Annotated in this window: 5 protein-coding genes; all 5 read right to left on the minus strand. The window is 40.2% G+C overall.

Translation table 11 applies throughout. The features are described from left to right. Positions 1–175: 175 nt before the first annotated feature. The 5 genes from EDD61_RS02285 to EDD61_RS02305 all read right to left on the minus strand — a co-directional run bounded on the left by EDD61_RS02285 (position 176) and on the right by EDD61_RS02305 (position 16,976). Complete coding sequence (locus EDD61_RS02285) at positions 176–2,773, minus strand: cation-translocating P-type ATPase (protein ID WP_132223700.1); 2,598 nt, start codon at positions 2,771–2,773, stop codon at positions 176–178. Positions 2,774–3,023: 250 nt separating this feature from the next. Then, the gene (locus EDD61_RS02290; RefSeq protein WP_132223703.1) at positions 3,024–4,658 is read right to left on the minus strand and encodes a putative manganese-dependent inorganic diphosphatase; all 1,635 of its coding nucleotides are present in this window, start codon (positions 4,656–4,658) and stop codon (positions 3,024–3,026) included. 186 nt (positions 4,659–4,844) lie between these two features. Next, the gene (locus EDD61_RS02295) at positions 4,845–5,600 is read right to left on the minus strand and encodes an N-acetylmuramoyl-L-alanine amidase (protein WP_132223707.1); all 756 of its coding nucleotides are present in this window, start codon (positions 5,598–5,600) and stop codon (positions 4,845–4,847) included. Positions 5,601–5,774: 174 nt separating this feature from the next. Beyond that, positions 5,775–9,281: a pyruvate:ferredoxin (flavodoxin) oxidoreductase gene (gene nifJ / locus EDD61_RS02300; protein WP_132223710.1), complete on the minus strand. Its 3,507-nt coding sequence runs from the start codon at positions 9,279–9,281 to the stop codon at positions 5,775–5,777. Between the two features lie 411 nt (positions 9,282–9,692). Continuing rightward, positions 9,693–16,976, minus strand: a complete 7,284-nt coding sequence (locus tag EDD61_RS02305) for an MSCRAMM family protein (RefSeq protein WP_132223713.1) — start codon at positions 16,974–16,976, stop codon at positions 9,693–9,695. Between the last annotated feature and the right edge of the window lie 84 nt (positions 16,977–17,060).

The raw sequence follows: 17,060 nt of genomic DNA on the forward strand, positions 1-17,060 counted from the left end.
TTAGCATACTTTCTGTGCTTCCTCTAGCATGCACGTCAAATTACATTAATACCAAGCAACAAATATTGGCATTTGATTATTTCTATCATAAAAACACAAACGGGATACTTTCTTATCCTTTCACCCATTCTGTACATTATGAAAAAGATGCCCCTAAAAGAGCATCTTTCATACATTATAAATGATGAAACATTTTGTATGCCTGTATCAATATGGTTGGTGTGATGGCCAAACCTACGATTACCAAGAGCTGTTCCCATGATAAAGTAGTTACAGAGAATAAGCCATGCAATGCCGGTATCAATAAGATACAAGATAAGAATAGAACACCTATGATAAATGCTCCAATTGTATACAGGTTTGAAAAAAGACCGATACGATACAAGGAATGTTTGCTGCGACAGTTAAAGCCATGAAATAAACGAGCTAAACACAAGGTCGAAAATGCCATCGTCGTAGCAATCTCCCAACTGCTTTTTAATCCTATGAAATAAGCACTCATGGTTACCAAGGCAATCAAAATACCTTGGATGCCTAATTGCTTCATAGTAGCCGGGGTTAAAATGCCTTCCTTAGGATTGCGTGGTTTCTCTTTTAAAATATCCTTAGTTGAATGTTCCATGCCGATGGCAATGGCTGGCAAGGAATCTGTTACAAGATTAATGAATAACAAATGCACTGGTAAAAAAGGTAGTGGTAATGCTAATAAAGAAGCCGCAAGTACACAGATGATGCCGGATAAATTCCCGCTTAATAAATAAATGATGCTGTTTTTAATATTGGCATAGATGTTTCTTCCGGTAGCTACCGCTTTTACAATCGTCGCAAAGTTATCATCTGTTAAGATCATGCTGGCTGCATCTTTACTGACTTCCGTACCGGTAATACCCATGGCAATACCAATATCTGCTTGTTTTAACGCCGGTGCGTCATTTACGCCATCCCCTGTCATCGCTGCGATATGCCCCTTCTTTTGCCATGCATGAACGATACGTATCTTATGTTCCGGTGCCACACGTGCATAAACCTTGATGCTTTCTAAACGTTCCATAAGCTCTTCTTCACTCATAGCATTTAATTCATTGCCATCAATACATACATCGCCATCCTGGTAAATACCCAATGCTTTGGCAATACTACGGGCAGTCACCTTATGATCGCCTGTAATCATCACCGGTGTAATGCCTGCGCGAAGACAATGTTCCACAGCTGCTTTGCTTTCTTCACGCGGTGGATCCATTAACGATACCAGACCAAGGAAAATGAGTTCTTCCTCATCCGCTAACGTAATTTTAGTATAGCTATCCGGTAAGATTCGATAAGCAAAGCCTAAGACTCTTAGCCCTTGATCGGCAAATTGCATATTTCTTTGTAAGATTTCCTGACGCTCTTTCTCATCGATTTCATGAATCCCATCTGTCTTCATGATATGTGTCGTCTTTCGCAAGATTTCATCACAAGCACCTTTTAACAGCAATGTCTTTTTCCCATCGATAACATGCAAGGTAGACATCAGTTTTCGTTGGGAATCGAATGGATTCTCATCAATTCTTGGATATTTGCTTCTTGTTGTCAACTCATCAATATGGTGCAATTCTAATAGATCGACCAATGCCAATTCTGTAGGATCGCCAATGCGCTGGGAAGGCGTTGTCTGTGCATCACAGCATAAAGCAAAACCTAGCATCATCATGCGCTCCAATGGACGTCCTTCTTCCATATTGGCAGCGGCTAGTAAGGTATTGTTGCAATATACTTGTTGTGCAGTCATTTTATTTTGCGTCAGCGTACCGGTTTTATCGGAACAAATGACGGATACACAGCCTAAGCTTTCAACAGAATTGATATTTTTAATGATGGCATGTTCCTTTGCCATTTGGGATGTTCCCATCGCAAGCACGATCGTTACGATACTGGCAAGTGCCTCTGGAATTGCCGCAACTGCTAAAGCTACCGCAAACATCAAAGCATCTAAGATAGGATTTCCTTGCCATACATTTAAGCCAAAGACAATGATACAAATTGCGATGATTGCCATACTGAGCTTGCGGCTGAAATCATCCAATGTCAACTGCAATGGTGTCTTTCGCTCTTTTGTCGCATTCATCAACGTGGCAATTTTCCCGATTTCCGTTTGCATGCCAATGGCTGTGACAACGCATTTGGCTCGTCCATAGGTGACAAGACCGCTAGCAAACACCATGTTTTTTTGATCGCCCAATGCACATTCTCCATATAATGGCACACTGCTTTTTTCCACACTTTCCACTTCACCGGTCAATGCACTCTCATTCACCTGCAAAGAATAATTTTCAATGATTCTGGCATCTGCCCCAACAACATCGCCTGCCTCTAGCAACATGATATCGCCAACCGTTAATTCACTGCTTTTTACCTCCATCGTTTCACCATCACGCATAATGCGTGTATGAGGTGTAGAAAGCTGCTTTAATGCATCCAATGATTTTTGGGCTTTTACACTTTGATATGTTCCCAAAAATGCATTTAAGGTAATCACAGACAATATAACGATCGTACTTTCCACTTCTCCGCTAATCATCGAGATAATACCAGCCACAATCAAAATGATAACAAGCAGATCCTTAAATTGTGCTAAAAAAATCTGCCAGATTGGTTTTGCCTTAACTTCCTCTAATACATTTTTGCCATAGCGTTCCTGACGATGAAAAACTTCTGTTTGGGATAAGCCAGCTTGCTTTGTTTCCAACAGCTGCAGAGTTTCTTCACATTCCATCTGATAAAACTGTTTCATCTAAAAAACCTCACTTTTCTTATGAGCACTTCTATAGTCTTGACCGTTTTATCAATAAAAAACAAGACTCATAAAAAGTGCATTCCTTTTATAAGTCTTGTCATATTAAGAATCTGACCAGAATAGGTTCTATTCGGGGTTGTTGACCAGATCCGCACCACGTATATGGTACTGACTACTCCCTTATTGTTAACGATTTTATCATTGTTTGTTCATAAAGTAAACCATAAACCACAATTTAACACAATCTTTACAATTCCCCCAATTGTTTTGAAAGGGCCGGAATGATTTGTTTTTTACGTGAGATTACGCCATCCACAAAGTATAAATCATCCATGATATCTTCCTTAAATGCTTCATCTACTACACCAGCTAAAGGACCGATAAATAAGAGATTACTGCCACTGCCATCAGCAGAAGTAAAACACATCATCAATAAATCAAACTTATTGATTGCATTGATGGTTTCCATGTAATCTAAAAAGGCTTCGCGAACTTCTACGATTTCTTGTTCATCCGCAATATTAATCTGACCAATGGCGATACGCTTACCATCAATATTGTATTCTTTGAAATCATTATATAAGATTTCTGACATCGTTCTTCCTTTAATGGTTGCTACGGCACCAAACATTTCCTTTGCTAGGGCATCAAGATCAACTTCTGCTAATTCCGCAAGTCCTTTGGCGATTTCTTTATCTGCGGGTGTTGTCGTTGGTGAATTAAAATTCATTGTATCAGAGATAATAGCACAGCATAAAATAGCTGCCGTTGTTTTTTCCGGTGCAATATGTGCTTCCTGATACATTTTCGCAATGATCGAGCAAGTACTGCCAATAATTTCATTACGGAAACGAATCGGTGTCGTTGTTTCTACATCTCCGATGCGATGATGATCGACAACTTCCAATACCTCAGCTTCTTTTAAATAATCGATACTTTGGCTTAACTCATTATGATCAACCAAAATAAATTTTTTCTTCTGATAATTTAATAGGTGATATCGTGAGATGGAGCCTAAGACCACCCCTTGATTGTTTACGACCGGATAAGAACGGAAACGACTCTTCGACATCTTATTGTAAACATCATCAATATACGCATGATTGTTAAAACATATGATCTTCCGTTTCATGATCATTCCTACACAAGGTGCTTTAAACACTCTTCTAACCGTACATAACATACTGAGATCAGTTTTGATAATCGTCGTATGTTTTTCCTTTGCTAAACGTTGTATGCCCTGGGAAATAATATCCACATCAACTAAGATCAGACAGGCTGCCCCATCTTGAATGACACGTTTTTGTAATGCCAAATCATCTCGCATGATGACGATACTATCTTTATAACTAATGTCCGCATAACAGTCTTTGCGACTGCCTAGGATATGCACTTCCCCATTGGGATGATAGCGTTCACTTTTAAATACATATTTTCCCTGTAACACCTTTACGATATTGTCGCTTGGTGTATTGCGCATTAACGTTTTATTTCCAGGCCCCTTATCATTTAATAAAATATTGGAAATATCCGACATGGACACAACTCCAATCAGCTTCTGTTCTTTATCCACAACATATAATGCACTTGTGCGATTGGCTGCTATACGCTCCCACGCCTCTTTGATCGTACATTCTTTTCGTATGATCAATGGATCATCAAAAGGTACATCATAAAGCTTTACTTTTGCATTTTGTATATACACCGGTTCATTCACATGAAATTTCTTTAAAACAAAATCCGTCTCTGGATTCAGATCGCCAATGCGGCAAGCAATAGCATTCATTCCCATCTTCCGTTTCAATTCTGCATAGGCAATGGATGCGACAATGGAATCTGTGTCTGGATTCTTGTGACCGATGATATGAATGATATCCTTCATACAGCACCTTCTCCCTTTTCTATAGTATCATTTTACCTTATCTGTCATGATTATGCCAGTAAATGCATAAGAAAAAGAGTGCAATTTTTGTCAAATGATAGCGTTTGCACTCGTTTGGTTTTATGATGCATTGTATTTGGCTTAGTTCTTCTTTTTCGTTCTTATGAATATCTTCTCATGTACCTATTATGAATGTTTCTTCTTTTCATCTTGTAAGGTCTTATATATCCCCTCAGCAATCTTATTCGCAAAAGCTTTGCGTCTGCCATCCTGCAAGAGATATGTTCGATCACGCTCACTTTCCAGAAATCCTGCCTCTAATAAGACACTTGGCAATTTATTCTTATACAAAACTTGTAAAGGGGAAATAGCGACATCCTTCAACCCACGATCCATTGTATAACCTAATGTGTTAACACTGGTCTGGATATGCTTGGCGAAGTTTAAAATCGTTTTATCGTTATAATCGCCCCATATTTCAAAGCCACTGCCCGTTTTGGTTTCACTGGCATTGGTATGAATCGACACAAATAGTTTTGCCCCACTTGTGTTTGCGATCTGAACACGTGCATCTAGATCCTTTATATTATCTGCAGGCCAAGCAACGTCATCACTCTCTCTTGTATAACAAACAGGAATTCCTTTTGCTTCTAAGGCAGCCCCTATATCTTTTGTTAATGCCAGTGTTACATCTTTTTCAAGAACCCCATTAAATTCGCTGCCACTATCATATCCACCATGTCCGGCATCCAAAACCACCTCAGGAATGGGATCTATCATTTTATGTAAGGCAGTAGATATCGGGTTATCAGGATGATAGATGTATAAATACAGCAGTATGCCAAGCAACACAACTAACTCTGTCAATAGAATGAAAAGAAAGCGTATGGGACTTTTTCCTTTTTTCTTTTTCCTTCGCTGCACTCTTTTCTTATTTGCCATACATCCACCTTCTTTGATGATATTCATTATAACAAAATATGCCTGAAATTCCTACATGACGTTAGAAAAGTATTTTTTAAAACATGAAGAATGAAAAAAAGCATGATGTTGTATGCCTATCGCATAGCCGCGGATGAAAAAAGCTGACACGTTTGTGCCAGCTTTACAAGTTTCTTACATTGATTCTTTAGCGATAGCCAGTAATCTCTTATGACGTTTCATAGCATCTTTCTTTGTCTTTTCAAACATTTCGTATGCTGTTTCGCCTTTCAGCTTAGGCAGCTGAGAGTAGCGTGTTTCCGTCATCATGAAGTCTAACATCTTATCGTAATCAGGCTCTTTAGAGTCGATTGTCAAAGGCTGTTCTTTTCTTGGGTCATAACGATACAGATCGAAGTAACCACATTCTACAGCTTTCGCCTGTGTTCTCTGGTGGTTAGCTAAACCGCCCTTGATACCGTGTTCAGCACAAGGAGAGTAAGCCAAGATCAGAGATGGTCCATCATAGCTTTCTGCCTCTTTGATTGCTTTCAGTGTCTGTGCCTTATTTGCACCCATAGAGATAGCAGCTACATATACATGACCATATGCCATAGCAATCTGTCCTAAATCTTTCTTAGCTGTTGTCTTACCACCAGCTGCAAACTTCGCGATAGAAGCTGCCTGACTAGATTTAGAAGACTGACCACCTGTGTTAGAGTAAACTTCAGTATCTAATACCAGAACGTTTACGTTCAAATCGTTTGCCAATACATGGTCTAATCCACCGTAACCGATGTCATAAGCCCATCCGTCACCACCGACGATCCAGATAGATTTGCTTACTAAGTCAACTTCAGCCAATTCTTTTACAGCTGGAATGTCAGATTTAGCAGCCAATTCTTTAATCGTTGGAGCAATTGCTCTTTCCGCTTCACGATCACCGTGAACTTCCAGATACTTAGCAAATGCATCTTTCAGAGCTGGTTCAACATTTTCCATGTTGTCTTCCATAGCTTTCAAGATACGAGCTTCTTTGTAGTTCTGAGATAATGCCATACCATAACCGAATTCTGCATTGTCTTCGAACAGAGAGTTCGCCCAAGCAACACCTTCACCGTTTGCATCATTTACAAATGGAGTAGATGGAGTTGAAGAACAGTAGATCATTGAACATCCAGTAGCGTTTGCAACCAGCATGTCTTTACCGAATAACTGAGAAACCAGTTTGTAGTATGAAGTTTCTCCACATCCAGGACAAGATCCACTTACTTCAAAGTAAGGCATCAAGAACTGAGAACCCTTCACTGTATCTGTTGGGAAGTATTCTGTTTTGTATTCTGTTTGTTTGAACAGGTAATCTGCCAATGGTTCCTGATCAAGTTTTTCATTGATATCAACCATTTCCAGAGCCTTGTTACCGCCCTTACCTGGACATTCAACAGCACACAATCCACATCCTACACAGTTAGCAGGAGTTACCTGGATACGGTATTTCAAGTTTTCAACACCTTTACCCATTGCCTGGATTGTCTTGAATTCCATTGGAGCGTTAGCAACTTCTTCATCTGTCAATAAGAATGGACGAATCGTTGCATGAGGACATACGAAGCTACAGATACCACACTGGATACAGTTTTCTGGATGCCAAGTAGGAACCTGAACAGCAATTGTACGTTTTTCATTAAATGCTACATTATTACGGATAGAACCATCCAGTAAGAAGTCTCCTGCAAATGCAGATACTGGCATATCGTATCCTTCCAAACCGTTGATAACTGCGACATGGTTATCGAAGTATTCATCACCAGTCAGTTTACGATCTGAGTTGTAAGGCAGATCAGCCCAAGTTGGGTCAACTGCGATTTCAACCAAGCCGTCTTTACCAGCATCAATAGCCTTGTAGTTCAGCTGAACAACAGCATCACCCTTCTTAGAGTAAGATTTCTTAGCAGCTGCTTTCATCAGATCAACAGCCGTTTCTAATGGCATGATCTGCTCATTCAATGCGAAGAATGCAGACTGCAGAATGGTATTTGTTCTACGACCCATACCGATTTCCTGAGCAATCTTCGTTGCGTTGATGATGTAGAATTTCGCATGTTTCTTAGCCAACTGTGCTTTCATACGATTTGGCATATGCGCAACGATTTCTTCCTTAGAGAATGTTGTATTCAGCAAGAAAGTACCGCCTTCTTTAATATCTTTGACCATGTCATATTTGAACATGTAAGCGTCTAATGAACAAGAAATGAAGTCAGCGTTGCTGATGTAATATGTTGAGTGAATTGGAGAATGTCCAAAACGCAAGTGAGAACGTGTTACACCACCGGCTTTTTTAGAGTCATATGCAAAGTAAGCCTGTGCATACATATCTGTGTTATCACCAATGATCTTAACGGTAGATTTGTTTGCAGAAACGGTACCATCAGAACCTAATCCCCAGAACAGGCAGCTAGTGTAGTCTGCAGGGATATGGAAGTTTTCATCCCAAGGCAAGCTCAAATGCGTTACATCATCATTGATACCAACAGTGAAGCCATTGATCATTTTTTCTTCTTTCAAGTGATCAAATACGCCCTTGATGTGGTATGCCTGCGTATCCTTAGATCCCATACCATAACGTCCACCGATGATTTCGATATCTGTATCTTTCAATGCAGCAAGTACATCTAAGTACAGAGGTTCACCAGTAGCACCAGTTTCTTTTGTACGGTCTAATACAGCAATTTTCTTCACTGTCTTAGGCAATACAGCAGTTAAGTATTTTACAGAGAATGGACGATACAAGTGTACCTTGATCATACCAACTTTTTCACCCTGTGCAACTAATGCATCAATGGTTTCTTTTGCAGCTTCTGTTACAGAACCCATCGCAACGATGATACGTTCTGCATCTTCAGCACCATAGTAAGTAAATGGCGCATATTCACGTCCTGTGATCTCGCTGATTTTCTTCATGTAATCAGCAACGATATCAGGGATTGCTTCAAAGTGTTTATTTCTAGCTTCGACACCCTGGAAGAAAATGTCGTCGTTTTCAGCACCACCACGGGTAACTGGGTTCGTGTGTGGGTTCAAAGCATTTTTACGGAATTTAGCCAAAGCTTCCTGATCGATCAGGTCTTTGAATACTTCCGTATCCATTACTTCAATTTTCTGAATTTCATGAGATGTACGGAATCCATCAAAGAAGTGCAGGAATGGTACAGAACCTTTGATTGCTGCCAAGTGAGCAACACCAGCTAAGTCCATAGCTTCCTGTACAGAGTGGCTTGCCAACATACAAGCACCAGTCTGACGGCATGCATATACGTCTTCGTGATCACCGAAGATGTTTAATGCTCTTGTAGCTAATGCACGTGCAGCAACGTGGATAACGCCTGGCAGACATTCACCAACCATCTTATAGATGTTAGGAATCATCAGCAACAGACCCTGAGAAGCTGTAAATGTCGTAGCCAGTGTACCTGCCTGCAATGCACCGTGTACAGCACCAGCAGCTCCACCTTCAGACTGTAATTCAGCAACTTTTACTACGCTGTCAAAAATATTCTTGCGACCTTGAGTAGCCCACTGATCCACAACTTCAGCCATTGGTGAAGATGGAGTGATTGGGTAAATCGCAGATAGTTCGGTAAACGCATAGGCGCAATGAGCCGCAGCTGTATTACCGTCCATTGACATAAATTTCTTAGTCATTTGTTTTCCTCCTTGCATAACTTTATACTCCCATATTATAAAACTAAATTTGTGATTTTACTAGGTATTTTCTTGTATTTTTATGAGTTTCTAACTATTCTTACTCAAAAATTTCCAACTTTGAAAAGTTTGTTGCTTATTTTTTCACAAATTGTAAATAAATGATTTACAAATGAAAGAAAAGAGGCGTTTTCATCCTCTTTTCCTTTACCGATATTGTTATTTAGGCATGTGAAAAACCTTATGGATCCTCGTTTTTCATATGCTTCATTTCTCATGCATCAGTTCTTATAAAAGCCTTCCCCTCTGCTCTTTTTCTCTTTCAAAACATTCTGATTCGCAAGGCTTTCTCCACCTGTTTGCTTGTTTTTTTCATCATTTAATTCTTTTCCATCCCCTTATTTATTTCATTTATTGAATAACGATGGTCAGATCATCTAACTCGCTGCCAACATCGTAAAATAAATCATTACGGGTATTAATAATGGTGATCGTGCGTGTCGCATCACTATTGATATCCACGCTGGCTGTACTTGTTTCCTTTCCATCATCAATGATATAGCTGACGGCATAAGGACTGGACATTTCTTCGATCGTATAGCTTTGATATGCCAGATTTTCCAATCGCTCACTGAAGCCATTTTCCTTATCCAAAGTCACCATGCGCTCAAAGTCATTTCCACTGACTCGGATAATGAAGCTTTGCGTGGTTGGTAAGACCAAAGAACCATCTTTTTGACGCAGGCGTTTGGTTAAGGTCATCGTTCCATTTTGTACGTTAGGCAGACGATTGATGATACCGATGATATTGGTACGCTGGGCCGTTGCCTCAAAACGTGCTTCATCTAATAATTCAGCGGAATTCACCAAATATTGCACAGGATATGGAGAACCAATCTCACGAATTTCATACATGCCGCTTGGATATTGCGTCAAGGAACGATGCCAAGAATTTGCTTCGTTTAACTCATAGCTGTCACGAATATTTTCACCGATGATTTCAAAGCGGAAAACCTGTCCGCTAGCCGGTGGTAGATAGTTATCCTCATTATCCAACATATATTTAAACACTTCAATTGTATTTTGATTGATAGTTCGCTCATTAATGACTTCTACGATATGGCGTTTCCCCGGAGTAATGGTAACCGCTGCACTATCGGTTTCCGTTCCGCCATTGACACGATAGGTCACCCGATAAGCATCCTGATCAATTTCGCGAATATTATAAATTCCTTCACTTAAATCCCGTAGTGTATACGTGAACGCATTGCCCCCATTCAAAAGAAGTTGCTGCTGGAAGGAAGCATTGGATACCTCAACCACATATTCATCCCCATCGGCTGGACGTACCAGCGTACCATTTGCCTGACGGATAAATTTTGTAATTTCTAACGTCGATAAGATGGAAGCGCGAGTATTGAGAATCTTTACCGTATGCATCGTGCCATCAACATCAAACGCAGCCTGCTCGCTTTCTTCTTCATTATCTACAATATAAGAAACCTGATAATTTTTTGCCAGTTGCTCAATGACCTGATATCTTCCCCTTGGCAAGTCATTCACATGAATCTGCCAATTATTATCCTTATCTAATATAAAGCGACGTTCATATACATCACTGATGATATCCACATCAAAACGTTCATGATCATTTGGGACGACCAATTGACCTTGGGCATTGCGCACTACTTTATTAATTGTCAATGATCCAAGTGTACTCGTATTGCTTGTATTGATCATCAAAACCAGATTACGGTTGCCTTGCACCCTGACGATGCCATGACGTACCTCACTGCCGCCATTGACGATAAAGCTGACTTCATCATTTGTGTCGACCTCATCAATTACATATGTGCCATCCATCAGGTTGCTAAGTGTAATCGCAAAACGATTGGCGGCATTTAAAGTAAACACCTCATTATAACCCGGTTTTGATACATGAACACGAATGCTGAAGGAGGCAGGAGGTAATTCTAATTCTCCACTTGTCAGATTGCGGACATATTTTTCGATACGGATACTGCCGGTTTCCTTTGGTTGTGCATCAATAATATTTACCGTATTGACATTATTGCGAACCGTTACCACAGCTCTGGCAACTTCGCTGCCGCCATTGATGATGAAACTCACATCATCCTGTGCATCAACTTCATCAATCACATAAATACCATTTTCCAGATGATCTAAACGAATCATCCAGTTATTCTCTTTATTTAAGATAAAGTTCTGATTAAAGCCTGGTTTGGATACATGCATGGTAATCTGGAAATCATTGGATGGTTTTACAAGAGCATGATTTCGACGAATAAATTTCTCCATCAAAATACTGCCGCCAGGCTGTTTTCGCGTATTGATGATTTGTACGGTATTACTATTTCCCGCTACTTCAACGATGCCATAATCACATTCACTGCCGCCATTGACGATAAAGCTGACCTTATCGCTAGTTGTTGTTTCCGCAATGACATATTGTCCGTCTTCTAAATGCTCCAAAGTAGCCATCCAACCATTTTCTTCATTCAGTGTGACGAGTTGATTGAAATTTGGTCTTGAGATATGGAAGACATATTCCCCTTTGGTTGGTCGTATGAGTTCCCCATGCTCACGTACATATTTAGCAAGTGTGATACTGCCATGTTCTCTTTCATGGTTCACCACTTGCACACTTGTCTGATTGCCTGCTACCTTGATAATTGCCTCATCCAAATGTTGTGTGCGATTGATGATATATGAAACGCGTTCACCATGCAGCTCTATCACCTCATACGTACCAGGACGCAGATTCTTTACACTTGCTCTAAAGTCATTTTCACTCGTCAAGGTAAAGGTTTTTTCTTCTCCATTGCCCCTTACCATGACTTCAAAAGATCCACTCGTTGGACGAATCAATAAATCACCACTCATGATATATTTCGAAATGTCAATACGCCCCAACTGTGTCTGATAAGGATTAATAACATTGACGGTGTTGGCATTGCCCTGTACATGCACCATGGCCCGTTTGCTTGGGGTGGCATTGTTTACTACATATAAGACATCACGACCACTTTCCTCACTTACCTCATACCAGCCATCCTCTAAATTCCGCACACTGGCATAAAAATGATTGGCATGATTTAATAATACCCTGCTACTATGCGTTTCTCCTTTGATCATGATCCAATACATAGCATCAACATCCGGATAACGATAACAACCTTCTTCATCCTTAAGCAGTTTACATATTTCAATACTTCCCTGATGGTGCGTTGTCTCATTGATGATCTTCACCGTATTCATCGTATTTGCAATCTGCAGCTGCGCCTTTTCACTTTCCATTTCGCCATTGACAATATAGCGCGTATCCTGTGCACCCAACTCTTTTACTTGATACATGCCCCATGCCAGATCCTGTAAATGCACACGCCATTTATTATCGGCAGATAGAGTCAACACTTCACGGAAAGCATTTGGTCCACTTACTTCCACTTCATATTCCATATCGGTATCCGGACGTTTGAAACAGCCACAATTTTCATCACGGATGACCTTGCTGATTTCCAGTGTGCCTTTTGCACAATTGGCTACATTCACACTAGTGATACGCATATCCTTTTGTTTCAGCACAATGTCCACACTTGGCTGCTGCACGCCATCTACCAGATAATAATGTTCATCAAACGCTTCATTTGTCTGCTGCATGATACGATATGCACCACGATCGACTTCCACACTTTGACACCAATGATTTGCCTGATTTAAAACGAATGTTTTTTTCTTCTCTTGACTGATCACATCCATATAAAAGACATCAGACGCATTTGGAGATACGATATCCTGCGTACAATTTTTCACCACAGCCTCTAAATGCAATTTCACTCTGCTTGGTTGACGGTTAATTACATGCACCGTAACATCGTCTTTCCCCACTTCAAAATAACCGCGCTTACTTACTTCCCCATCATCGATTTGATAGACAACATCAGTTCCGCCATGCACCTCGATGATTTCATAAACCCCGCTTTCCTGCTGTTGGAGCACCTTCGTCCAATGATTTTTTGCATTTAGTTCAAACATCTGCTTGCGCCCATTATGCAGCAGTGTAATCTGAAACTGCTCCTCTGGCTTAGGCATCTGCAAACTTCCATCTGCATCCTGGATATGCTTTTGGATGGTGATATCCGCTTTTTTATTGAAAGATACCACAACATTGACACAAACATGTTCTCCATTTAATTCAATACATACCACATCTTCAAATACCTGACCTTCGATTTCAAAACGCACCTTGTAATTTCCTTGAACACTTACCGTATATGCCTGTGGTTTCAGATCACACAAGCAATCACAAAATTCATTTTCATCTTGTAAGGTTAACGTATATTCTTCCTGTTTGCTTGTAATTGTGACTGCTATTTCATCCTTTGGCTTTGGCATCAATAAAGTACCATCCTCATCTATGCAGCCTTGAAATTCAATACAGCCCTTCTTTATTGCATGATTGATGATTGTAACACAAACATCCTGTTCATCAAGATCAACAACAGCACTTTCACATGGCAATTCATTGACAATATAGCTGACATGATCCGCATTTGCTTCACGAACTTCATAATGACCTTTTGGCAAATCATACAGACGCATACAGAAATCATTCTCATGCGATAAGACGATTTTACGTTTATACTCTTCACTTTCCACAATGACATCAAAACGTTCCCAGCGTTGTGGGCGGCGCAGTGTGCCATCTTCATCTTCTACTTGCTTGTTGATTTCCATACAGCCAATGAAATCTTCTTCATTTATCAGCGTGATATGCTTTTCTTCTCCATCATATAGGAAATAGCCGGTATCTTGTAAACTACCGTTGATATCAAACAGTTTGCATTCATGCTCTAATTCACTAATTTCATAATGCTGCTTTGCCAGATTGGTAAGACAGACACAGAAGTCATTATCGTGATGCAGTTCATAAATCTCATGACAGTTTTTACCTTTTAATAAGATACGATAACAGCTGTCAGGATCTGGCATAATGATACGATCTGCACAGCGCAGACGCTTTTCAATACATACCATACCATGCATACGTGGTGTATTGATGATATCTACACCGATATCTTCCATACCTAAGGTAACATCAGCTGAGGCTACCGGTTTCCCGTTTATGCGATAGGTGGCATCATAATCCTCACATAACTCGCGAATGCTATACTGTCCCTCTTCTAAATCATCAAAATATACACAGAAATCGTTGCGTTCATTCAGGTGGTACGTGTGTGAAAAACCTCTGCCCTTTAATTCAAATGTGAAACTATCTTGGGGACAAGGCATGACAAGACTTCCATCCTCTTGCTGTACATATTTAGTAACGGTTAGCATTCCACTGCAATCTCTAACTTGATTAATGATACCAATCGAAATATCATTTAATCCCAATGTCACCTTAGCAAAATTAGATTCTTCACCATTGATGACATAGCTGACATGATACCCCATCGTATCCTTTTGAATGATACGATATACTCCTTCAGCCAGATCATCCAATAATACACACCAACCATTGCTGGCTTTTAAGGTCGTATGCACACAGGTGTCAACACCTTCCACAAGAACATCAAATGCCTCTTTGGGCCGTGGAAGACGTGTCGTTTTATCACAATCCCGAATAAGGGTATATAGTTTTAAACGTCCGCTGTGTTTACGATGATTGATAATCAAAACTTCCTGATTACAGGTTCCCAGATAAACAAAGGCTTCCTCCATCACTTCACGATTCACCAGATAACTGACATCATAATTCTCACAATCACATTCACGTATCTGATATTCTCCCGGCTGTAAGCCTTCTAATAAAATACACCAGTTATTGGAAGAGCGCAGGGTATAGTTTTCACAGAAACAAGGACCGCTGACTTCCACACAAAATTCTTCATCTTGACTTGGTTTTACCAGCTCTTGACTGTTGGTTTCTTCATATTTACAAATTTTTAAAATACCGCTGCTGCAAGTACGCATAGAATTGATGATTTTTACCTCGTTGTCGCAACAATCATCAATCACAAAACGCGCACTGCTGCATTCTTTCCCTCCATTGACCTGATATTGTACCTGATACTCTGAATCACTGCATTCTCTGACTTCATAGCCTCCAAAACGCAGATCACAAAAGCTCATGCACCAGTCATTATCAACATTTAATTCAAAATCACGTTTACAGAAATAAGAGCTCAGTGAGACTTGAAAGCACTCATCTTTTTGAGGCTTTACCAAATCACCATTGGCATTACGGACATATTTACAAATACTCACACTGCCCCGATTGCGTTCTTCATTGATAATCGCAACACTGTTACAGCCTCCACACATGATATCAACAATGGCACTGGTACGCTCTGGTCCATCGTTCACACGATAGGTCGTCATGTAATCTTTATCTGAACATTCTACGACCTCGTAACAGCCTTCACAAAGATCTGCCACATCGACACAAAAATTATTATTGGCATTTAATAAGAAGGTATCATTACGACCACAACCACACAACATGACCTTGAAAGAGTCCTTCTTATCCGGCTGTGTGATACAACCATCACAGCGACGAATAAACTTACAGATGCGAAGAGGACTTTCTTGTTGTGGATTACAGGTATTATCAGGATCGGTGTTAATAATCAGCACCGATGCTTCCTCACAGCTGTTTAATTCTAAATTGGCATAATTTGTTTCTTTTCGCCCATTGACGATATAACTGACCTCATAGCTGGCATTATCGCTGATTTCCGTAATATCATAATAGCCCGGTTCCATATCGAATAAGGTGACACAGAAATTATTTCGCTCATTTAAACGAATGATGCGATCTTGATTCCAGGCGATAATACGGACCTGAAATTCTTCAAAACGATTTGGCCGGCATAATTCACCGCAAGTGCTGCGAATGTATTTCTCAATGGTTATGCTGGTCGTATCACTTTGGGCATTGATGATTTGCAAATGATTTTCACCCTGTGTCATTTCAAAGACATTATCGACATTCGCCACATCGTTAAAGCTATAACTGACAGAAAAGCCTCGCTGTGGCATTTCTTCAATTGTATAACGATTTCCCACACGCAGTTGCTCAATGACGATGTGAAATTGGTTTTCCACATTCAAAGTGAAGCATTGTTCACATCCTCGCATATCCACGATACGTATTGGAAATTCCCATTGCGGATCTATTGGCATACGGCAGCCATCACGATCCAGCACTACTTTTTCAATATGCAATGATGTTAAAGGAATGCGACGATTGATAATTTCAACTTCTCTTGTTTCGCTTGATCTCTCGTCAAAAACAAAATTGATATAATCCATGTCACTTTCTTCACCATCTAGTTTATAGGTGATGGCATATTCGTCTTCATGTAACATCTGTTGGCCATTTTCATCCACCTGTACTAAAGCCAACTGTACTCCTTCCACATATTCCACTACGACACTGCCCGTACCGCTTTGCGCATCAATGGGAATATCATATTCACGGCATACGTCCTGTGAATCGCAAAGTTTGACATGACGCGTCGTTTCATGCAGCCATGGCGTTCCATCTTCCTGCTGCTCTCTTACTGTAATCCGCATGGTTCCTACAAAATCACAGGGATCATTTTCTATCGTTTCAAGAAAGCTAATGTGCAGCCTGTTTGCCAAGACTTCCTTTAAGCGTTTGCTCATCTTCATCCTCCTATCGTATATAAGCAATCCAATCCTTATACATTCTAGTATATGAGCCCGCCCAGAAATTGTTCTATGTACCGT

The organism is Longicatena caecimuris, from assembly GCF_004341945.1.
Classification (GTDB): Bacteria; Bacillota_I; Bacilli_A; order Erysipelotrichales; family Erysipelotrichaceae; genus Longicatena; species Longicatena caecimuris.